Below are 21,419 nucleotides of genomic sequence, written 5' to 3'. Positions count from 1 at the left end.
CCAAATCTTTAAAAATTTGCAATAACCATTAAGTCTTAAGACGCTAAGCTTAGTTTTTAAACTTGACTGTGCCACTGGTCCCTGTGATGGTTGCATCACGGATCAGCTGATCCTCAAGATGATTTTTGGCGCTAATCTCATCAGAGTCGGGGCGGTGCTCACTATGCCCACATTGAGTACATTCAATATATTCGTCAGGTATTGGCGTTACGACGTTTATCTGCACTACTGCATCCAACGCCTGACACTTGGGGCAACGCACCCCTGCTAAAAATTGTCTTTTTGGACGGCTTGATTGATAGCGCATTAGCCTACCTCGCGTGTAGTTTGAGCGTTTGCCGCAGTATTAATACCTCTATCGTCAAAGCCATTGTGGCGCAATAACGCATCGATACTGGCACTACGACCACGGAAATTCTCAAAGTTGGTTTTTGCCGGCAAGCTGCCGCCCACAGATAAGATGGTCTCACGGAAGGCTTTACCAGTGATTGGGTTAAAGATACCGTCTTCTTCAAACTTACTAAAGGCATCGGCAGATAATAGCTCAGCCCATTTATAAGAGTAATAACCTGCTGCATAACCACCAGCAAAGATATGACTAAAGCCGTTGGCAAAGCGGTTGTAGTCGGGCGTTTCCATAATAGCAATGTCATTGCGAACGTCATTAAGGGTTGCAAGTATACCTGCATAATCAAGCGCTGGGGTATGCGCATGTATCAGTAAATCAAACAATGCAAACTCAATCTGGCGCAAGGTCTGCATACCACTTTGAAAGTTCTTAGCAGCTAACAAGGCATTCAGCTTGTCTTTTGGTAGCGGCTCACCAGTCTCGACATGACTGCTAATAAGCGCAATGCCATCGCTCTCCCATGCCCAATTCTCCATAAACTGGCTGGGCAGCTCGACTGCATCCCACTCAACTCCATTTACGCCCGCGACATCACCAACCGTTACTTGGGTCAACAAATGATGTAGACCATGACCAAACTCATGGAACAAGGTCAATACTTCATCATGAGTGAGCAGACTTGGTTTACCATCTAGCGCTGGGGTAAAGTTGCCGACCATAAAGCAAACTGGTAGCTGCTGATATGCTTGCTCATCATTACTGTAGCGTGATTGAAAACCACTCATCCAAGCTCCACCGCGCTTACCATTACGAGCAAATAAATCAAAGTAAAAACCGCCAAGTAAGTTATTATCGGCATCAAATAATTGATAAAAACGTACGTCATCATGCCAGCGTGAAACTGCTTTGCTGTCAGCTTTAGTAGACTCATTCGCACTATTTTGTTCTTGTACTTTAATGCCGTATAAGCGCTCAACGATAGCAAAGAGGCCGTCAATAACTTTCGGTAAGGGGAAGTACGGACGAATCTCTTCTTGCGATAAACTAAATTTGTTTTGTTTTACCTTTTCAGCAATATAGGCACTATCCCATGGTTGTAGCTCAGCGATGTCATAGTCACGGGCACATTCTTGCAACTGGGCCAAGTCTTGCTCAGCGGTAGGCTTAGCCTTGGTAGCCAAATTCCGTAAAAAATTTTCAACTTCTGCAACGCTTTCCGCCATCTTAGTCGATAGAGAAACTTCAGCATAGTTATCAAAGCCTAGTAGCTGAGCTTTTTGTTCACGCAGTTGTAGGATTTGGCCCATGATATCCGCGTTATTTAGTGACTCGCCTTTAGCGTTGGTATGAGTGTCATATTCAGAGGCACGTGTCACATAAGCGCGATACAAAGTCTCACGCAGTTCGCGATTGTCTGCATGGGTCATGACCGCAAGATATACAGGAATATTCAAAGTCGCCACATAGTAGGGTGTTGGTAACGCATCAATATCAGCTTGCGTGAGCGTACCGCTGGCAAGTTCACGGGCTTTATGCTGCTCACCGGCATCTGCAAGTAAAGCCAAGCCACTTTCCGTTAAGCCTGCTAATTGCTCTTGTTGTAAAGGCAATGCAAAGGCTTGGGTGGCATCCAAAATATGGTCAGAAAAAGTTGCCGATAAGGTAGATAATTTACTTTGAATGTCAGCAAATTCATCCTGCTTGTCTTTAGGTAGCGCCACACCCGATAGCTCAAAGCTTTGCAGGGCGAGCTCAATAGCGCGTGCACGAGCAGGCTCAAGCGTTGCAAAAAACTCTTTGTCGTTAGCGATGGCCTGATAACGGCCAAATAATGGTTGATGTTGACCAACGCGAGTACCGTAGGCGGAAAGTTTAGGTAATAGCTCATGATGAATATGACGAATCTTGTCGTTACTCATCACACTATTAAGGTGCGACAAAACGCCCCAGCTGCGATCCAACGCTAAATTGATATGGTCAAACATCATGACATCAGTCAATGCTTGTTTGGCACTTATACCGTTAGAGTCTTTATCTGTAGATGCTGCAATGTTATCTAAAAAGTCATTACCTTGTTGAATCGCATCCGTGACTTTTACCTGTAAGTCGACAGGGTCGGTTGCATCAAAGTCAATAAGGTGTAGATTTGGGTCGATCGTAGTTGTAGTAGTCATAGAGGTATCCAAGAGCAATAAGGGTCAAGTCAGTAAAGAAAACGTGCGTTAATATTTAATGATTTGGGTTTTCATGCGCATATTTAGTAGAGCAACTTACCAGCTACTTAAATGATGGGTCTATTTTGCTTAGAATACAAGTTCACCGTGAAAGGTAATAAGTAAATACTCTGTATTAGCGATTCTATTATGTGCTGATAAAGAATATTAGGAGTTGTAATATTAAATTTTTCTTACTTATGCTTACAAAGCGCTATCATTTGCTTGCAAACTAACCCTATAGCTCATCATATTAACTTGATAGCATCATAGTAGTTCCAACATAAAAATTATGGTCTTATGTACTGGTTATCATTTATGCCGCACATAAGAAGACGTATTAAACAAGGTTTTACCGATTAAAAACTATAAAACGATTATGAATATTAGGTAACTGTAATACGCTAATGAGACTGAGCTAAATCAGACAGCTATATAAACTAAGCAAAGTAAGTTGACCTATATAAACAGTTTATTGGTTGGAATTTATAACAACAACATAAGGAAAAGTATTTATGAAAGCGACCCTTAAGAGTTTACGTGAAACAAAAGCTGATCCTGCAGTAAGTATATTTGTAAAGACCCATCGTGAGCATCCAGGAAATGAACAAGATCCTATTGCGTTAAAGAATCAACTAAAAGTAGTCGAGGAACGCTTGACCAATGAGTACGACAAGCAAACAGCGACCACTATTTTAGAAAACATTCATGCCAAAACGGATGAGCTCAATCATAACTATAACCTTGATACGTTAGCGATTTTTGCCAGTACTGACGATGTGCAAATTATCCGTATGCCACTTGATACCAAAGAGCGCGTCGTAATATCAGATCGTTTTGCAACTCGTGACCTTGTCCGCGATATGGCAAGCGCTGTACATTACTATACGGTGGTCCTCACACGTGATGTGGCTCGTTTAATTGAAGCTTCCAATGATCGCGTTATTAAAGAACTTGATAATGATTCTGATCGCCAAAACAATATGGAAAACATCCCGTTTCCTATAGAAAATAATGGTTTGTATACTACTGGTGATGCAGGCTCTGATCGCTCAGCCAACAAAGAAGATAACTATTTAAAAGAGTTCTTTAATCAAGTTGATAAAAGTGTACAAGAGCTATGGGGCGAACACAAAATGCCACTGGTTGTGGTCGGTGATGCACGTAATATCAGCTACTATAATGATGTCTGTGATCGTCCAGATAATATTATTGCCAAAGTCTCGAACGTCACCAATTTAGAAGATGGCAGTGCTCAGCATATTATCGATGGTGTCCAAGAAGCAGTAGAGGGCTATCGTACGTCGTTGCATGAAGCCGCGCTTGGTGAGATTGACAAAGCACGCGGTGCGGAGATGTTGCGTACCGATTTACAAGAGGTCTATCGCGGCGCCTTCCAAGGGGCAGGCGAGACACTTTATGTACGTCGCGGCTATATGCAGTCAGCCAAGATCGATGAAAAGGCTCAGACCCTTATGTTAGCAGATGATGCTGCTGCAAATGACGTAACAGATGACGCGGTTGGTGAGATTATAGAACATGTCATGCATAATGGTGGAGAAGTGGTATTTATGCCGCAAGATATCATGAGTGAAGATCAGCCAATTGCTTTGGTTACGCGCTACTGATTTTATATGGCCAATTGACTGAATAATGATAATTTATTATCAGTAAACAAGAGCATTGGTTCGATCAGAGCCAATGCTCTTTTATGTTTGCAACCATTAAAACGTGTTGTGCATTTACAAATAACCTTTATACGTTAAGTACTTAATACGCTTTAATGCCATAACGATAAAGCTAAAACTATCATCAATATTGTTATAGTATAGATAACGCCTATAATTACGTATAACAATTATGCTATGAATACTGAATTTATGATGAATAAAAACTCTTTTGTTGTGACCAGCTATAATATCCATAAAGGTATGTCGCCACTTAATCGCCGAGTCAAAATGCAAGGAATTGCTCAAGCGCTTGAAGAGGTAGGGTCTGATGTCCTATGTTTACAAGAGGTGCAAGGTCAACACTTGAGGCGCAACATGCACTATAACGAATACCCTGATCAATCTCAGCATGAATGGTTTGGTGAGTATTTGCAGCTGCAAAATAGCTATGGCAAAAACTCAGAATACGAGGACGGCCATCATGGAAACGCAGTACTGAGTCGATTCCCCTTAGATCCTAAGCATAACGTCAATATCACTGTAAATAAGCTAGAGCAACGCGGGGTGTTGCACTGTGAAGTACAGCCAGCTGGTTGGAAAAAACCTGTAGTGGTGTTATGTGCTCATCTCAATTTATTCGAGCGCGACCGTATCAAACAATATCAGGCAATTAGCGATTATGTACGTAATGAGATTGCCTCAGATCAACCGCTGATTTTGGCAGGTGACTTTAACGACTGGAAAAAACTCTCTTGTGACACACTCGCCAGTGACCTTGGGATGACTGAGGCCTTTAAACACTGTCATGGCAAGCTGTTACCGACCTTCCCAGCGAAGCTACCGGTGCTCAGTTTAGATCGTATTTATGTTCGCAATCTTTCTATAAAAAGTGCTTGGGTACATAATGGCAAACCATGGTCTAAGCTTTCAGATCATCTACCTATCAGTGCTGAACTGGCTCTGCTATAGTGTGGGTTTTCAATCTATATACTAATAAGACAAACAACCATAACTACATAAAATATAAGGATATATAATTATGTCTACCGTTTCTAATAATTCGTTACCAACCACTCAACATGCCGCCCTTATTCGTGAGTTTGGTGAGCCTGAGGTCATGCACTACCAAGATGGTGTCGCTATCCCTGATTTGAACGATGACCAAGTGTTGGTCAAAGTAGCGTATGCAGGTATTAATCCTGTCGACTATAAAACTCGCCAAGGCAAAGGTTGGGGTGCAGAAAATATTCGTAACGACAAATTTAATCACAACAAACCTGCTATTTTAGGTTTTGATGTGGCTGGCGTTGTGGCCAAAAGCAACAACGATCAATTCACAGTCGGCGAACAAGTGGCGGCATTGACCTTTGATGGTGGCTGTTATGCTGAGTACGTTGCAGTCGATGCCAATCTACTTGCCAAAGTCCCAGAATCGGTAACGCTAGAGCAGGCGGGGGCACTGCCTTGTATCGGACAAACAGCGCTACAATTTGTCGAGTTTGCCAATATTAAGAAAGGCGAGCATGTCGTTATGAATGCCCCAGCAGGCGGTGTTGGTCATCTACTTATTCAGTTATTGATGGAAAAGGTCAGTCAAGATGACATCAAAGTCACTGTTATCTGCTCACCAGAAAAATATAGCAAGCTTGATATTCTCGTAGATAAGAGCAAGCTTGCAGGCTGGATTGACTATACTAAAAAAGATGCATTCCCTCATTTGCAAGCCGATGTGCTACTGGACTTAGTCGGTGATGATGCTGGCGTACGCGCGCTTGATGTGCTCAAATCTGGCGGACGCGTCAATGTATTACCTACTATTTGGGTCGATAAACTTAAAGAGGCGGGTAGCCAGGACAACCTAAATGTGGCAGGTTTTAAGGCTCAGCGTAGTGGAGAGGTTATGGGTCAGGTCTTACAGAAAATAGGGGATGGAAAGTTGAAGTTACAAATTCAGCAGACTTATCCGCTATCTGAAGTCGTTGCCGCGCACAGTGAACTACAAAAAGGTGATACCTTTGGTAAAATTGTCTTAAAAGTTTCTGATGACGAAGAGACAAGTATTCACGAAACAGCTACTACTGATAATAAAACAATTGTTGATGAAAAAGTGAATAAAGGTAATGCTACTAATACCAGTACTACCGATAATGGAGCCTACGAAGATCAAGTTCGTCAGGAAATAGAAGCTTGGAAGAATCCTGATAAAAGCTTACTAGATAAAGCCTTTGCTACCTTAAGTATGCCTATCGATAAAGCAGGGGAGACGCTTATGGCGGCACCGCAATTCGGTGAAACCCTAAAAAAAGCTACTGAAAAGATGATAACCACCTTAAGTGATACTGCAAATTGGACATTAGATGTGCAAGATACTATTGAAGCTTATCAGAATGAAGCAGATATCGATGTCTCAGCGGTCAAAAAACTCAATGACATTGAAAACCTACCTATCGCCATCGTTGATAAGCGGGTTAAACTTTTTAAAAGTAAATATGTGGCGCTAACTAGTGCTCAGGGAGTGGCAACAGGCATGACAGGTTGGGCAGGTATTCCTGCAGATATAATGGGTCTTATCACTGTTAATCTACGTGCTATTGCTGAATATGCGACTTACTACGGTTTTGACATGAGTGACAAAAATGAGCAGTTATTTGCTATGTCATTATTGGCGGTAGCCACCTCTGCTTCTGCTGAGGAGCGCAAAGCGGCGCTTGATGATACTTTTAGCACGGTAAAAGACCCAGAAGTTCTGGCCTTTAATAAAGTTAACGAAAAAGTAGCTTCAAGAGTCTTGCGGCAAACGGCAACTAAGGTGGCGACTAATATGGTCAGGACCAAGGCTGCGCAAGTCATTCCAGCAGTAGGGGCTATGGTAGCAGGTGGGGTTAACGCCAGCTACACATCAAACGTATGTGAAGCTGCTTATCAGTGCTATCGCGAACGTTTTTTAAACCGTAAAGGGATATAGAGTTTAGAACCATCAAACGGTCAGCATACGTCGAAAGGTCAAACTAATACGACCTTCATTTGTCTTAGTTGTTTTGGTGATACTATGCTTCCAAAACGTTTGGGTATCACCATGCATGACGATAAGCTTGCCTGACTCAAGATAAAGCTCGACTTTATCTTGAGTTTTTTTATGCTTTAAGACAAATTTTCGCGTGGCACCCAGTGATAAAGACGCGATAACTGGCTGCACGCCTAGCTCCTTTTCATCATCTGCATGATAGCCCATACCCTCAGCGCCCGAAGGGTAATAGTTTAACAAACAGCTGTTAAAGTCAGTGACAATACCAATGTCTGCCAGCTGTTTTTCGATACAGTGTTTCACATGAAACACGAACTTTGACCATGGTACACTTTGGCGCATATGTCCTGAATAGTGATAGCTGGTATTGTCATTACCCATCCAAACAATTTGACGCGCAGTGACATGAGTTTTACCAAATAAAGTCACGACGTCCGAATGCCAAGGAAGTTCAGCTAAGAGAATGTCGTAGAGGGCATTAGGATTATCGATAATAACCCCTAAATCGTTTACTTTGCCATCATAAGGCAACAGGTTATCAGTAGGCATGGGCGCAAAAAGATCAGTCATCGTTTGGTTTATCTTTCGCCTTTATAATGCTCATTTATGATTTGCGCACATAGTTCAGGCGCTTCCATCGGTAATAAATGCCCGTAATCAGACAGGGATATCAAGCTGTTATCAGGTACAAATTTCTGCCATTGCTTACGGACTTTATGATTGATAAATAGAGTCGGCTTGCCTGTGACCAGTGTATAAGGACAACGCAGTTTTTTAAGGGCACTATCAATATGCGGCGTACCAAAATAGTTGGCAAGCTCTTGTTCTGGATCGAAGATTAAAGAGTAGCTGCCGTCAGTATGGGCAGCGAGGCTTTGCTCAGCGAACACTAGTAAATGCTCATCACTGATACGTCTGTAGGCACGTTGTTTGCGCAGATGCTCGTAGTAGTCATTGATACTTGACCATTGGGTTTGCTTGGTCAAGGTGCTTTTAAACGGTTCACGGCTGAGCATAAAAGCCCGTGGCAATAGGTTATATAACGCTGTTTGTTTTTTGGTAAAGGTGACCGGCTCAATAAGATACAACTGCGAGAATAGATCAGGACGCTTAGCGGCTGCCATCGCCGTTGCAGTCGCTCCTTGTGAGTGTCCAATACCAATAATGGGCTTGTCTTGAGTTTTATCTAAAAACTCGATAAGCATATCGGCATCTTGCTCACGAGTTAGGCGTTGAGCTTTGGGCTTATCATACCAATAGCCACGCAGCGCCAGAGAGGTGAGATCAAAGTTATCTGCAAGACCGTTTAGTAGCGGAGAGTAGGTACCAACCGTAAAGCTGTTGCCACCATAAAAATGGGCAGGTGGACGTTTTTGCGTCATAGTATTTACCGACCTATTAAGTTGATGCAGGTCATAATAACGTGCTTGTTTGCCGTTGATGTCGATACTATTTGTAAATGCTTCCATGTTAAGGCTTCCTCCTTTATTGTTTTCGAATGAAGATCAATTGTCTTCACCCAAAAAACCACCGCTTTGACGCTGCCACAGACCAGCATAAACACCTTTTAGTGCTAATAATTCATCATGGCTACCTTGTTCGATAATTTGCCCCTTATCCATAACGACCAATCTATCTAGGGCGGCAATCGTTGATAAACGATGCGCGATCGCAATAACGGTTTTACCAGTCATAATGTCATTTAAGCTTTCGGTAATGGCGAATTCAATCTCAGAATCAAGCGCACTGGTTGCCTCATCTAAAAGCAGAATAGGAGCGTTTTTTAGCATGACACGTGATATGGCAATACGCTGACGCTGACCACCAGAGAGTTTGACACCGCGCTCACCGACCTGGGTATCAAGACCGGTGTTGCCTTTGTCATCATATAAGTCTTTGATAAAGTCCCAAGCTTGGGCCTGCTTGGTCGCAAAAATAATCTCTTCATCAGTGGCATCAGGGCGACCGTAAGCGATGTTTTCACGAACAGTACGATGCAGAAGTGAGGTATCCTGAGTGACCATCCCAATCTGCTGACGCAATGACTCTTGCGTGACCTCGTCAATCGCTTGATCATCGATGTAGATTTTGCCGCTATCGACATCAAAAAAGCGTAAGAGTAAATTAACCAAGGTTGACTTACCAGCACCTGAGCGTCCCACCAAACCAATCTTCTCACCGGGTTTGATATCTAAATAAAAGCTATCAAGTAGCTTTATTGGTGCAGATGTCAGAGTAGGGCTGGTAGCATCAGACTCACTAGCCGCTGCATTTACAGTATTCTCATCTTCATAACTAAAGTCAACGTTGTCGAATACGATATGTCCATCAGTAACTTTTAACGCAGAAGCATTGGGCACATCAATGATGGTTTGAGGCGCAGATAAAGTTCGCATACCATCTTGCACAGTACCGATACTCTCAAACAAGCTGGCTGTCTGCCACATAATCCAGCGAGTGAGACCATTAAGGCGTAGCGCCATGGCAGTTGCTGCCGCAATAGCGCCCACACCTACAGCACCTTGTTGCCATAAATATAATCCAATTCCAGCAGTACTGCTCACTAAGATCACGCTAATTAAATGCGTTGATACCTCAAGATAGCTGACCCAGCGCATTTGAGCATGCACCGTTCCCAAAAACTGCCCCATCGCATTTTTGGCATAACCCAGCTCACGGCGTGAGTGACTAAACAGCTTGACCGTCATAATATTGGCATAAGCATCAGTAATACGCCCAACCATCAAAGCGCGAGCATCCGCTTGCACAATAGCAGTGCGTTTTAACCGTGGAATAAAAAACCAAATAGTAAAGCCGACTAAGACAAACCAGATGATAAAAGGGGTTAGTAATAAGCTGTCAAGATTGAATAAGATAATACCAGAAGTAATAAAGTATACTGTCACGTAGGTAAACATGTCAGTGACAGTCATAACGGTATCACGTACTGCTAGAGCCGTTTGCATCACTTTTGCTGAGACGCGACCGGAGAATTCATCTTGATAAAACTGCATGGATTGGCCTAGCATGCGCTGATGAAAACGCCAGCGCATTTGCATGGGAAACACACCTTGCAGAGTCTGAAAATGTATAAAAGATGACAAAGCTATCCATAACGGACTTAATATCATCACTGCAAGCATAAGGAGTAATAGATCGCCTTTTTCTGCCCATAGGTTTTGCGGGGTATAAACACCAAGCCAATCGACTATATTACCAATCCATGCAAACAGCATAGCCTCATAAACACCGATGCCAGCAGACAAAATCATAAAGAGCAGCAGCCACCCACGCAGACCTTTAGTGCATGCCCACAAAAACTTTAACAGCCCATCAGTCGGTGATGGCAGCGGCATAGGCGTATCAGGAAAGGCAGAAAGACGATTTTCAAAAAAACGGAATAGAGCATTCATAGGCAATGACGATACGCCAAGATAAGTGGTATTAGACACTATCTTGGACAATTACTTGTGTTGTTAGGATTGTGCGCTATTTTAGCAAAACTTCGCAATCACCCCTGCATGCTAATTGTAATTTGAACGCGGCAGGTCGTATTTAATATCAGGTGTTAAAAACTACTATAAATAAATTGCTGTACAAAAAGTATTTTGTTACCTTTCACTGCTTTGTAGTATTCGACAACCTAACTTAGGCAAGTGTGAAGCACTTAAAACAGCTGTACCAAGATTTATCACACTGGTCAAAAAATGAAAAATACGCAAAATTGCGACTCAATAAGGTAGAAGTTAATGATGTATTTAACGATTGCAGTGCTTTGTAGTGTCGCTGTTTCGGTGCTACTCAAAGTATTACGACAAAAAAGTATAGATATACGTCAGACGATCGTCGCCGGTTATCCAGTTGCTTTTTTGCTTACTTGGCTATTATTGAAGCCAGAAGTGAGTGGTATTAGTAAACTTGACAATGCATGGAGCATCATTGTTGCGCTTGGCGTACTGTTACCTGCAGTATTCGTGATTCTGGGGCGCGCTATTGAAGCTGTCGGGATGGTGGCAACCGATGCCGCTCAGCGCTTATCATTGATTATTCCTATCGTCGCCGCGTTTCTATTATTTGGCGAAGTGTTGACGGGCACTCGTATATTCGGGCTGGCTTTAGGGTTTTTAGCACTTGGCGCACTGATTTATCGCCCAAAACAAACGGTTAACTCTAGTGTTAATAGCCGTATCAAAACAAGTCAGATAACTCATAATCCTTCTACACTACGAACACCGCTATGGCTATTTGGCGTGTGGGCAGGCTATGGCGTTATTGATATTTTATTCAAGCAAGTTGCTAAACAAGGAGCCGCATTCCCGCTGACTTTATTTGTCAGTTTTGGCCTTGCAGGATTATTGTTATTTATATATTTACTTATCACTCGCGTACGCTGGCAAGGGAACGCGCTTAGCGCAGGACTTTTACTGGGCGCGCTTAATATGGGTAATATCTATGCTTATGTACGTGCGCATCAAATGTTGTCTGAATCACCAAGCATCGTATTTACTGGTATGAATGTTGGAGTCATTGCAGTCGCGACTATCATTGGGGTGGGCGTGTTCAAAGAGTCACTCAATCGTATCAATATGCTAGGGTTGTTGTTAGCAGTAAGCTGTGTCGCCGTCCTATTCTTAGCTTAAAGACATTACATTTGTAAATTAAATGATACAACCAAAAATAAAAAACCAGCTAATAATTTTTACGATGGCAAAATTTTGTAGGTAAACAGTAGGTTAAGTTTGTATATTCTTATTTCAATATATATAATAAAAAATAATGTCGTCATGTCCAAGTCCAACAACTGTTCTTAAAATACGTTGATTCTTAACGTATTGAATATAGGCACATCTTATGTCCTATGCTAAGGTAGACTATAGTTAAATCATACTCAACTTATCGTATAACGCATCATTTACTACAGTAAAGTTTGACCCTTATCAACGTTTAGAGGATATATAATTAATGGAATATCAAAAACAACTTCAACGAATAAAAGACGGTGCAGGATTTATTGCAGCGCTTGATCAAAGCGGTGGCAGTACTCCTAAGGCTCTTGAAAACTATGGCGTCACTGGTGATGCGTATGACAATGACGAGGCTATGTTTGACCTTGTGCATGAAATGCGTGCTCGGATCATGACCTGTGACTGCTTTGATAATGAGCGGGTACTTGGAGCAATTTTGTTCGAAGATACAATGGATCGTGAAGTTAACGGTAAGCCAACAGCTAACTATCTATGGGAAGACAAAAACATTGTACCGTTTTTAAAGATCGATAAAGGCTTGGCAGAACAAATGAGCGGTGTACAAGTGATGCGTCCGATTCCTAATTTAGAGGCATTGTTAGATAAAGCCCAAAACTATCCAGTCTTTGGTACCAAAATGCGTTCAGTGATCTATGAGCCAAGTGCTGATGGTATTGAACTGGTTGTCCAGCAGCAGTTTGATGTTGCAAAGCAAATTATTTCTAAAGGCTTTATGCCAATTGTTGAGCCAGAAGTAAATATCGATAGTGCTAATAAGCATGATTGCGAGTTACTATTGAAAGCTGATATCTTGCGTAATCTTGAGCGTTTAAACGATGATCACCAAGTGATGCTCAAACTGACATTGCCAGAGGAAGAAGGTTTTTATCAAGAGCTAATCGATCATCCAAAAGTCTTAAGAGTCGTTGCCTTGTCTGGTGGCTATAGCCGTAGCGATGCTTGTGAAAAGCTTAAGCAAAATCCAGGTATGATTGCCAGTTTTTCACGTGCCTTTACTGAAGGACTGAGTAAGCAACAAAGCGATAAAGAGTTTGCTGATACCATTAATGCCTCTATTGACGAGATCTATAAAGCGTCAAAGGTGTAAGCGGGTCTTTTACTAAGAAATTAGCTATTAAAAAAAGCGCTACTGATTAGTAGCGCTTTTTTGTAGGACAAAAGTTAATTCTAACTATCACACCTCTTTATACAGCTGACGTCCTTCGCTATGATATTTTTCAGTCATATCCGCCATGCCTTGCTCAATCTTAGCCGCGCTCATAGCGTCCGCGCCTAGATTTTCTTTAGCATCCAAACCCTTAGCATACTCGCGCACGTTTTGAGTGATTTTCATTGAGCAAAACTTCGGGCCACACATCGAGCAAAAGTGCGCCGATTTATGCGCATCTTTGGGCAGCGTTTCATCATGATATTCACGGGCGGTATCCGGATCGAGCGCTAGATTAAATTGATCATCCCAGCGGAACTCAAAACGCGCTTTGGACAAGGCATTATCACGTGCTTGTGCACCTGGATGCCCTTTGGCCAGATCAGCAGCGTGAGCAGCAATTTTATAAGTGATGATACCGTCTTTAACGTCTTTTTTATTGGGCAGACCGAGATGTTCTTTGGGCGTGACATAACAAAGCATCGCCGTGCCAAACCAGCCAATCATCGCCGCCCCTATGGCACTAGTGATATGGTCATAACCGGGAGCAATATCAGTCGTTAATGGTCCTAAGGTATAAAAAGGCGCATCCGCACACAGTTCAAGCTGCAAGTCCATATTTTCTTTAATACGGTTCATCGCTACATGTCCAGGACCTTCAATCATTACTTGTACATCGTGCTGCCATGCCACTTGCGTTAGCTCACCCAGAGTCCGCAATTCACCGAACTGCGCCGCATCATTAGCATCTTGTAGACAGCCGGGACGCAGACCATCGCCTAAGCTAAAGGCAACATCATACTGCTTCATAATCTCGCAAATATCTTCAAAATGGGTGTATAAAAAGCTCTCCTTATGATAGGCAAGACACCACTGCGCCATGATAGAGCCCCCGCGTGAGACGATACCTGTCAATCGATTGGCAGTCAGTGGCACATAACGCAGCAGTACACCTGCGTGGATGGTAAAGTAATCAACACCTTGTTCGGCTTGTTCAATGAGCGTATCGCGGAATATCTCCCATGTTAGGTCTTCTGCCACACCGTCAACTTTTTCTAGTGCTTGATAAATCGGCACCGTACCGATGGGTACAGGCGAGTTACGAATCAGCCACTCACGGGTCTCATGAATATGGTTACCAGTCGACAAATCCATGATGGTGTCTGCGCCCCAGCGCGTTGCCCATGTCATTTTTGAGACTTCTTCATCAATAGAGGATCCAAGCGCTGAATTACCGATATTGGCGTTAATCTTGACCAAAAAGTTGCGTCCGATAATCATCGGCTCAGATTCAGGGTGATTGATGTTGTTAGGAATAATCGCACGACCTGACGCGACCTCGCTACACACAAATTCAGGCGTAATAATTTTTGGCGTATTGGCACCGAAGCTCTCGCCGTCATGTTGGCGCATATCGGTCAGTTCATGCTGCTTTTGCGTCTCGCGAATGGCGATATATTCCATCTCAGGGGTGATGATGCCGCGACGCGCGTAATGCATCTGAGTGACATTACCTGCTTTGCCATCAATATTTTTAGCACGGCGTGGCTTATCGATATGGGCGAAACGCAAACTTGCCGTAGTGATATCGCGTGCGCGCGCTTGGCCGTATGAGCTAGATAGACTGCTTAATTGTTCGGTATCACCTCGTTCGTCTATCCAGCCCTCGCGTAGTTTTGGCAAGCCACGGGTTAGGTCAATTTGGGCATCGGGGTCGGTATAGACGCCTGAGGTATCATAAACATAAAAGGGCGGGTTTTGCTCCCAGTCAGACTCATCAACACCCTGGATAGGGGTGGGGTCAAGCGTAATTTCGCGCATGGGTACTTGGATATCGGGTCTTGAGCCTTCGATGTAGACTTTCTTGGAGGCAGGGAGGATACGGTGTAGATCGCGCGCGTCTTCTTCAAAACGAACATCTTTTTGGTTGCGATGCGCAGGCGTTTTTAACGCGTCTGCTTTTTTATTAGAGGTGTTTTGCTGGGTTTTTGGGGGTAAGGTTGAGGTTGTCATATGCTGTCCTAGCGTGTTGGTTTTTGAACAAAAGCAACACCGCCAGTAGCTGCGGGGATAGCATTACTTATTCCTATAAGGTTGATCTTATAAAAACTATCTACTACTAAACCTAGATAAAGACAGTTTTAAAAATCAGTGAACGCCACTTAATATTGACCGTCATACTAAAATTTAACGAGTAAAAATAATGACAGTAATAAAAAGGCATTTCTGCGCGCCCTTTAGATAAGTATAACTAAAGCTTAAGACTTCCCTGCGTCGGTACTAACCGCATCAGGTTCGGCGGGTGATATCTCAGCGAATGCACAAAGGCAGTTAGCCTTTCATACACCGCACCCCGAGTCTGTCAGTGTTGTAAATCAACTGTATATTAGCAAAGTTTTATAGCAAATTATAGCTATTTACCAAGCTTGCCAATATTAGTTTTATTGGTTTGAGTTTTAAGTCTCTGGTGTCCAGCCTTGTGCACGCTCATAATCTTCATTGTCTAAAAACTTCTCACGTTGCTCAGTTAAAAACTTCTTAGCTTGTGGGTCTATCATACTTAGGTGGTTCTCATTAATCAGCATCGTCTGCTGCTCAAGCCACTCTTGCCATGCTTTGTTAGAGACCGTTTCTTGTAGCTCTTGACCTTTTTTATTAGGAAAAGGCGGATGCGGCATTTTTGGCAGTTCTTGCTGATATTTACGGCAAAAAACGGTATTGGCTTGCGGATTAAAACTTTCAGTCACAGGGCGCTCCTTATTCAGTAAGTTATTGATTTATTAAGTCGAATATTGATATCTATCTATGATAGCGGTCTTAGACCGTTTAGCCAAGGGTATCGAGTGTATAGAAGGTAACAGTCAACCCGCTTAATATAAATGTTGGCAATGGTATGACAATTAAAAACACCCGCCCTAACTTATGCGTATTAGAAGCGAGTGTTAAATATACAAAGTTAAAGCGGTTTTTAAATTAGGCGTTTAAGCAAACGCTTTTAAGCGCGCACGACCATTAATGACCGCTTGCTTAACTTGATTGGGTGCAGTGCCGCCTAAATGGTCACGAGCTGCCAATGAACCTTCTAAGGTTAAGAAATCAAAGACGTCATCACCGATTGCATCACTAAACTGCTGTAACTGCGTCAGCGACAAATCACTCAAATCAACGCCTTCTTTAATACCTAGCGCAACGGCATTGCCAACGACTTCGTGCGCATCACGGAAGGCGACGCCGCGGCGCACCAGATAGTCTGCTAGGTCAGTTGCAGTAGCATAACCCTTCATGGTGGCAGCGCGCATATTTTCTTTATTCGGAGTAATGTTCGGTAGCATATCGGCAAAGGCAAGGAGCGAGCCGGTCAAGGTATCGACACAGTCAAATAGTGGCTCTTTGTCTTCTTGATTGTCTTTATTGTAGGCGAGTGGCTGGTTCTTCATCAGACTAAGTAGCGTCATCAATTGTCCATAAACACGTGCTGTTTTACCGCGTACCAATTCTGGTACATCAGGATTTTTCTTTTGCGGCATAATAGAGGAGCCAGTACAGAAACGATCCGGTATCTGCACAAAATTAAACTGCGCTGACATCCATAAGATAATCTCTTCGCTCATACGTGACAGATGCATCATTAAAATAGAAGCGTTTGCAGTAAACTCAATCGCAAAATCACGGTCTGACACTGCATCTAATGAGTTTTGACAAATACCTTCAAAACCTAGTAACTCAGCGGTGATAGTACGATCAATTGGGAAGGTGGTACCAGCGAGCGCAGCACTACCAAGTGGCATCTGGTTGATACGGCGGCGCGTATCGACAAGACGCTCGGTATCGCGATAGAGCATCTCAAACCATGCCAGCACATGATGACCGAAGCTTACTGGCTGTGCCGTTTGCAAATGAGTAAAGCCTGGCATGATCGTATCAGTATGTTGTTCAGCTAGGCTAAGTAGGCCACTTTGCAGACGTACTAACAGGGCGATAATATTGTCAGTCTCTTCGCGTAGCCACAAGCGTATATCGGTTGCAACCTGGTCATTACGGCTACGTCCTGTATGTAGTTTTTTGCCGACCGCTCCAACGATATTCGTCAAGCGTGATTCGACATTCATGTGCACGTCTTCGAGCGTGATTGACCAGTTAAACGTTCCTGCTTCAATTTCGCGTAAGACCTGCTGTAGACCTTCAATGATGGTTGCAACTTCATCAGCTGTCAAAATGTCACATTCTTTGAGCATGGTTGCATGAGCAATCGAGCCTTCGATATCATGACGTGCAAAACGCTGATCAAAACCGACCGACGCTGTGAATGCTGCAACGAAGCTATCAGTCGCTTCACTAAAGCGCCCACCCCACATTTGTTGTCCTGGTGCGCTGTTTTCAGGTTGGCTACTTGGCATATGGTTGTCCTGATAAGAGGCATCTGTGTTAGAATCAGCAGAGGCACGTGAATTATTATCTTGCTTGGGATTACTAAAATTTGAAGAATTGGCGTTCATATTGGTCTAAGACAAGTCAGGAAAATAAGAGCTCAAGTATAGCAAAGGATGAGGTTGCCTTACTAGCTGAGCGCTTAGAGTTTTTTATGCCCAAGCTCATAGAGATGATGAAGCCTTGGCAATGGATGCTCTACATCTTTTTTTGGGCGTTATTTGTGACGTCGATTGACCGTCATGACCTAGCCACTTGGCCTCAATTTTTCGTTAAATTTTTGAGCAGAATTGTTCAATATACTTTGAGCATTATTCCGTCTTTATATCTTATAGATTACTTACGACCCATCTTTAAACGTGACAATCCTATCAATGTCAGTATGAAAATACTGCTCTTGTTTGCGATTACATCTGCTGTGTCTGCAACGCTAGTGATGCTGGTCATGATTAATACAGGCTGGTTAGTTTATGAGCGCAAAGCGTTTGTTTTAAATGTATTATTCAATATCGTAATCACGGTTGGCTTTACTTTGGTGTTTATGTTGTACTTTATTAGACGTTATCGTGAGCTGATAGCCCTAAAACAGTCATTTGAGCATAAACTGACTGCTCAAAACGATTTAATAAAAGCCCGTATTGCCCCGCACTTTTTTTTCAATACCGTCAACAGTCTGGTATCTCTTATTGAATCCAACCCTCCAAAGGCCGCTGATCTTCTGCAACATGTATCGGCTCTATTTCGTGCCACTTTTGACGGTGCGCGTGAGATTAGCTTTGAAGAAGAAGTGGCACTTTGCGAGCACTATTTAGCCATCGAATCGAGTCGTTTGGGCGATAAGCTGGTCGTCAATTGGAACCTGCCTGACGACGACGTCATGTATGATATGGTAATTACGGCGTTGACTTTGCAAAGTGTGCTTGAAAAAATGCTGCTCAATGTCGTTGAAATGACGACTGAAACGATCTTTATTGATATTACAATAGAGTGGCACCAGCACCGAGTTACTATTACCGTTACTGTCCAATTGCCCAGTAAAACCTTGATGATTGTCCACGACCTACGTCGACATGTAAATTTTTATATTCAAGCTGAGCGTCTTCGCGCTTATTTTGATCAAAGTGCTGACATACAAAGTGATGTCACCAACGAGCAAATAGTGACTGTTATTAACTACCCCTTATATGATGTGAGTATTTAGTGGGCGCCTGACCAAGCAAAGAGATACCTGAACCAGTCTCTATTACATGATATAAATCGACCACCTTTCTACCTTTTATTTAAATACTACTACCGTTAGTATAAACATGGCATATTTATTGCTCTCTATCTTATACGATCTGACTTTGAAAACTAAATCAGTAAAAGATATTTTGACTCGTCAATTATCTGATAACGAAGAATTTTAGGTTCAAGGCTGCGTAAGCACTATGTTACCTTGCCTGTGCGAATAACATATAAATGACAAACGCTCTTTAAAAATCATGCAAATTTTATCGCCTGAGTAGAGTATTATAAAGATCAGTTCTCAGTCTCTAACTAATTAATTGTAGAGTCATTAAATAATCGTTTTATATGCTGAGCTACTACGAGTTTGTATAAATATAATCTTAAAAGTAGTTAATAGTATAATTATTATGCTGTAAGAGAGGAGTCTACATGCGGATTGTAGTTTGTGATGACGAACCACTTGCTCGTGAGCGCTTGGTTAGGATTGTGCAAGAAACAGGATACGAAGTTGTTGCCCAAGCAACTACAGGCGCTGAGGCTATAACGGCAGTGAAAGTACAGCAACCTGATATAATATTGCTCGATATACGTATGCCAGAAATGGATGGAGTACGCTGTGCACAAGCGTTAAATGAGCTTGAGCATCCGCCAGCCATCATTTTCGTTACTGCCTATGATCATTATGCCATCGCCGCATTTAAAGCAAATGCTATTGGCTATTTATTAAAGCCGGCCAATAAAGACGAATTGATAGAAGCCTTGAGTCAAGCAAAAAACTTAAATGCCGCCCAGCTAAATGAGATTCGTAAGCTTGAAGATCCCACTGCTCGTCCTGTACGCGAGCATATCGCAGCGCGTACGCATCGCGGCGTTGAGCTGATTAAGCTTAAAGATATCTATTATTTTACGGCAGATCAAAAATATGTCAAAGTCCGTCATAAAGAGGGAACTGTACTCATCGATGAGACGCTAAAAGAGCTTGAGCAAGAGTTTGAAAGCCGACTTTTTCGAGTCCATCGTAATGCGATCATTAATCTAGGATTTTTGGATTATTTAGAAACAATAGATTCGGGTCAATATCAAGTACGCTTCAAAGGACTGGATGAAACACTCTCAGTTAGCCGCCGACATCTGCCAGCGCTACGAGAAAAAATCCAAAGTATGTGATCGCTGGCGCTAATCACAAAAATGATTAGGATGTATGCATTATCAATTGCTAAAGGCCCATTACGTTATAATGAGCACGTCCTAAATAGTTAGTAACAACCAAAATGTCTCAGTCGTATCTTCATGCCCTTATTTATGCTTAAATAGGGGTATTTTTTTTGCGTCAGATAAAAATACTTACCTATTAAAGGCTTGCAAGCATCAGACCTACTGACGCATCAGACCTAGTATCAACAATCTAGTACTAACAATTTTGAGGCTTATCATGAGTACCACACCGCTATCTGATTTACTTACCTTGAATATTGCTACTCGCCAAAGCCCTCTTGCCCTCTGGCAAGCAGAGCATATACGCGATCGATTGCTGAAGCTGTATCCAGAGTTGACTATCAATTTACTAAAAATCGTCACTAAAGGTGACAAGATTTTAGACACACCATTGGCAAAAATAGGCGGTAAAGGCTTATTTGTCAAAGAGTTAGAACAAGCCCTATACGATGGGCAGGCAGATATTGCGGTACATTCATTGAAAGACGTTCCTATGCAGTTACCTGAAGGGCTTACCTTGGGCGTTTATTGCAAACGTGAAGCCCCAACCGATGCCTTTGTTTCCAATACTTATGATAGTATTGACGAGCTACCAGAAGGCGCGATTGTCGGTACTGCAAGTTTGCGTCGTCAATGTCAGATCAAAGCCTATCGTCCAGATCTACAAATCAAAACATTGCGCGGTAACGTTGGCACGCGTTTAGGTAAGCTTGATGCAGGCGATTATGATGCCATTATCTTGGCTACCAGTGGCCTACAACGCATCGAGCTTGATGAGCGCATTCGCGGTGAATTGGCTATTGATACTTGTCTACCAGCTGTCGGTCAAGGGGCATTAGCGATTGAATGTCGTCAAGATGATACAAACGTATTAGAGCTACTTGCTCCCCTAAACGATGACAAGGCGCGTATTCGTCTCATCGCTGAGCGTGCTCTAAATCGTCATTTGGAAGGGGGTTGCCAAGTTCCAATTGCCGCTTATGCTGTATTGCAAACGGATGAGGCTACAGAAGCTACTACGGTTTATGACAACAATGATAACGGTAGCCATTTGTGGTTGCGCGGCCGTGTTGGTCAAGCAGATGGTAGTAAATTACTGAAAGCTGAAAAATGCATCGTATTGACGGGCTCACAAGCGGAAAAAGAAGCACAGGCCAATCAGTTAGGTATCGATGTCGCCAAAAAATTACTCGCTGATGGTGCAGGCGCTATCTTGTCAGCGATTTATCATCCTGAATCATAAATACATACTGGTAAAGACTGTTATTGCTATAAATAACAGTAAGCTGTGCTATATACCGTTGATGTATGTAGCGCACAGCTGTAAAAATCTTAACAGTCATTTTTTAATATCTACTTTTTAATATCTACTTTTT

Annotated in this window: 16 protein-coding genes and 1 riboswitch; of the genes, 8 read left to right on the top strand and 8 right to left on the bottom strand. The window is 42.7% G+C overall.

Annotated features, from left to right (window positions below; genetic code table 11):
* Positions 1 to 49: 49 nt before the first annotated feature.
* Positions 50 to 307 carry a YheV family putative metal-binding protein gene (locus Q0890_RS06380; protein WP_299218709.1) on the bottom strand — a complete coding sequence of 86 codons (258 nt, stop codon included), beginning with the start codon at positions 305 to 307 and terminating at the stop codon, positions 50 to 52.
* The gene (locus Q0890_RS06375) at positions 307 to 2,523 is read right to left on the bottom strand and encodes a M3 family metallopeptidase (protein WP_299218707.1); all 2,217 of its coding nucleotides are present in this window, start codon (positions 2,521 to 2,523) and stop codon (positions 307 to 309) included. Before Q0890_RS06375 ends, Q0890_RS06380 begins: the two co-directional genes overlap by 1 nt.
* Positions 2,524 to 3,077: 554 nt before the next feature.
* Here Q0890_RS06375 and Q0890_RS06370 point away from each other — a divergent pair.
* The 3 genes from Q0890_RS06370 (at position 3,078) to Q0890_RS06360 (ending at position 7,197) form a co-directional block, all read left to right on the top strand.
* Positions 3,078 to 4,190, top strand: a complete 1,113-nt coding sequence (locus Q0890_RS06370) for a hypothetical protein (RefSeq protein WP_299218705.1) — start codon at positions 3,078 to 3,080, stop codon at positions 4,188 to 4,190.
* 255 nt (positions 4,191 to 4,445) lie between these two features.
* Entirely contained in the window at positions 4,446 to 5,201 is a 756-nt protein-coding gene (locus tag Q0890_RS06365) for an endonuclease/exonuclease/phosphatase family protein (RefSeq protein ID WP_299219011.1), read from the top strand.
* Positions 5,202 to 5,271: 70 nt separating this feature from the next.
* Entirely contained in the window at positions 5,272 to 7,197 is a 1,926-nt protein-coding gene (locus Q0890_RS06360) for an EcsC family protein (protein WP_299218704.1), read from the top strand.
* A gap of 12 nt (positions 7,198 to 7,209) precedes the next feature.
* Here the strand turns inward: Q0890_RS06360 and Q0890_RS06355 are convergent, their stop codons facing one another.
* Genes Q0890_RS06355 through Q0890_RS06345 form a run of 3 tightly spaced genes read right to left on the bottom strand, consistent with a single transcriptional unit; the run spans position 7,210 to position 10,670 of the window.
* Positions 7,210 to 7,827, bottom strand: coding sequence for an alpha-ketoglutarate-dependent dioxygenase AlkB (locus tag Q0890_RS06355; RefSeq protein ID WP_299218702.1), 618 nt, complete (start codon positions 7,825 to 7,827; stop codon positions 7,210 to 7,212).
* 8 nt (positions 7,828 to 7,835) lie between these two features.
* Positions 7,836 to 8,726, bottom strand: coding sequence for an alpha/beta hydrolase (locus Q0890_RS06350; RefSeq protein WP_299218700.1), 891 nt, complete (start codon positions 8,724 to 8,726; stop codon positions 7,836 to 7,838).
* 36 nt (positions 8,727 to 8,762) lie between these two features.
* The gene (locus Q0890_RS06345; RefSeq protein ID WP_299219009.1) at positions 8,763 to 10,670 is read right to left on the bottom strand and encodes an ABC transporter ATP-binding protein; all 1,908 of its coding nucleotides are present in this window, start codon (positions 10,668 to 10,670) and stop codon (positions 8,763 to 8,765) included.
* Between the two features lie 336 nt (positions 10,671 to 11,006).
* Between Q0890_RS06345 and Q0890_RS06340 the strand changes: the two genes are divergently transcribed.
* Positions 11,007 to 11,897 (top strand): EamA/RhaT family transporter, encoded by an 891-nt coding sequence (locus Q0890_RS06340; protein ID WP_299218698.1) that lies wholly within the window; start codon positions 11,007 to 11,009, stop codon positions 11,895 to 11,897.
* Between the two features lie 322 nt (positions 11,898 to 12,219).
* Positions 12,220 to 13,110 carry a fructose bisphosphate aldolase gene (locus Q0890_RS06335; protein WP_299218696.1) on the top strand — a complete coding sequence of 297 codons (891 nt, stop codon included), beginning with the start codon at positions 12,220 to 12,222 and terminating at the stop codon, positions 13,108 to 13,110.
* 87 nt (positions 13,111 to 13,197) lie between these two features.
* Here the strand turns inward: Q0890_RS06335 and thiC are convergent, their stop codons facing one another.
* The 3 genes from thiC to argH form a co-directional block, all read right to left on the bottom strand.
* Entirely contained in the window at positions 13,198 to 15,183 is a 1,986-nt protein-coding gene (gene thiC / locus Q0890_RS06330; RefSeq protein ID WP_299218694.1) for a phosphomethylpyrimidine synthase ThiC, read from the bottom strand.
* Positions 15,184 to 15,419: 236 nt separating this feature from the next.
* Positions 15,420 to 15,536: riboswitch (TPP riboswitch) on the bottom strand.
* Between the two features lie 90 nt (positions 15,537 to 15,626).
* Positions 15,627 to 15,917 carry an oxidative damage protection protein gene (locus Q0890_RS06325; protein WP_299218693.1) on the bottom strand — a complete coding sequence of 97 codons (291 nt, stop codon included), beginning with the start codon at positions 15,915 to 15,917 and terminating at the stop codon, positions 15,627 to 15,629.
* Between the two features lie 234 nt (positions 15,918 to 16,151).
* A complete protein-coding gene (argH, locus tag Q0890_RS06320; RefSeq protein WP_299219007.1) occupies positions 16,152 to 17,525 on the bottom strand; it encodes an argininosuccinate lyase in 1,374 nt (457 codons plus the stop codon).
* A gap of 227 nt (positions 17,526 to 17,752) precedes the next feature.
* On the opposite strand from argH, the gene Q0890_RS06315 reads away from it, so the two are divergent.
* The 3 genes from Q0890_RS06315 (at position 17,753) to hemC (ending at position 21,286) form a co-directional block, all read left to right on the top strand.
* Positions 17,753 to 18,799 carry a sensor histidine kinase gene (locus Q0890_RS06315; RefSeq protein ID WP_299218691.1) on the top strand — a complete coding sequence of 349 codons (1,047 nt, stop codon included), beginning with the start codon at positions 17,753 to 17,755 and terminating at the stop codon, positions 18,797 to 18,799.
* A gap of 458 nt (positions 18,800 to 19,257) precedes the next feature.
* Entirely contained in the window at positions 19,258 to 19,995 is a 738-nt protein-coding gene (locus tag Q0890_RS06310) for a LytTR family DNA-binding domain-containing protein (protein WP_299218690.1), read from the top strand.
* A gap of 265 nt (positions 19,996 to 20,260) precedes the next feature.
* Positions 20,261 to 21,286, top strand: a complete 1,026-nt coding sequence (hemC, locus tag Q0890_RS06305) for a hydroxymethylbilane synthase (RefSeq protein ID WP_299218688.1) — start codon at positions 20,261 to 20,263, stop codon at positions 21,284 to 21,286.
* Positions 21,287 to 21,419: the final 133 nt, after the last annotated feature.

The organism is uncultured Psychrobacter sp., assembly GCF_947488565.1.
In the GTDB taxonomy this organism is placed as follows: domain Bacteria; phylum Pseudomonadota; class Gammaproteobacteria; order Pseudomonadales; family Moraxellaceae; genus Psychrobacter; species Psychrobacter saeujeotis.
This window is presented reverse-complemented; position numbering and strand designations above follow the sequence as displayed.

Excerpts from the sequence above, each read along its gene's own strand:
- Q0890_RS06370 (WP_299218705.1), top strand. The coding sequence starts at position 3,078 with ATGAAAGCGACCCTTAAGAGTTTACGTGAAACAAAAGCTGATCCTGCA.
- thiC (WP_299218694.1), bottom strand. The coding sequence starts at position 15,183 with ATGACAACCTCAACCTTACCCCCAAAAACCCAGCAAAACACCTCTAAT.
- Q0890_RS06310 (WP_299218690.1), top strand. The coding sequence starts at position 19,258 with ATGCGGATTGTAGTTTGTGATGACGAACCACTTGCTCGTGAGCGCTTG.
- Q0890_RS06345 (WP_299219009.1), bottom strand. The coding sequence starts at position 10,670 with ATGAATGCTCTATTCCGTTTTTTTGAAAATCGTCTTTCTGCCTTTCCT.
- Q0890_RS06340 (WP_299218698.1), top strand. The coding sequence starts at position 11,007 with ATGATGTATTTAACGATTGCAGTGCTTTGTAGTGTCGCTGTTTCGGTG.
- hemC (WP_299218688.1), top strand. The coding sequence starts at position 20,261 with ATGAGTACCACACCGCTATCTGATTTACTTACCTTGAATATTGCTACT.
- Q0890_RS06365 (WP_299219011.1), top strand. The coding sequence starts at position 4,446 with ATGAATAAAAACTCTTTTGTTGTGACCAGCTATAATATCCATAAAGGT.
- Q0890_RS06380 (WP_299218709.1), bottom strand. The coding sequence starts at position 307 with ATGCGCTATCAATCAAGCCGTCCAAAAAGACAATTTTTAGCAGGGGTG.
- Q0890_RS06350 (WP_299218700.1), bottom strand. The coding sequence starts at position 8,726 with ATGGAAGCATTTACAAATAGTATCGACATCAACGGCAAACAAGCACGT.
- Q0890_RS06360 (WP_299218704.1), top strand. The coding sequence starts at position 5,272 with ATGTCTACCGTTTCTAATAATTCGTTACCAACCACTCAACATGCCGCC.
- argH (WP_299219007.1), bottom strand. The coding sequence starts at position 17,525 with ATGTGGGGTGGGCGCTTTAGTGAAGCGACTGATAGCTTCGTTGCAGCA.
- Q0890_RS06335 (WP_299218696.1), top strand. The coding sequence starts at position 12,220 with ATGGAATATCAAAAACAACTTCAACGAATAAAAGACGGTGCAGGATTT.
- Q0890_RS06315 (WP_299218691.1), top strand. The coding sequence starts at position 17,753 with ATGCCCAAGCTCATAGAGATGATGAAGCCTTGGCAATGGATGCTCTAC.
- Q0890_RS06375 (WP_299218707.1), bottom strand. The coding sequence starts at position 2,523 with ATGACTACTACAACTACGATCGACCCAAATCTACACCTTATTGACTTT.
- Q0890_RS06355 (WP_299218702.1), bottom strand. The coding sequence starts at position 7,827 with ATGACTGATCTTTTTGCGCCCATGCCTACTGATAACCTGTTGCCTTAT.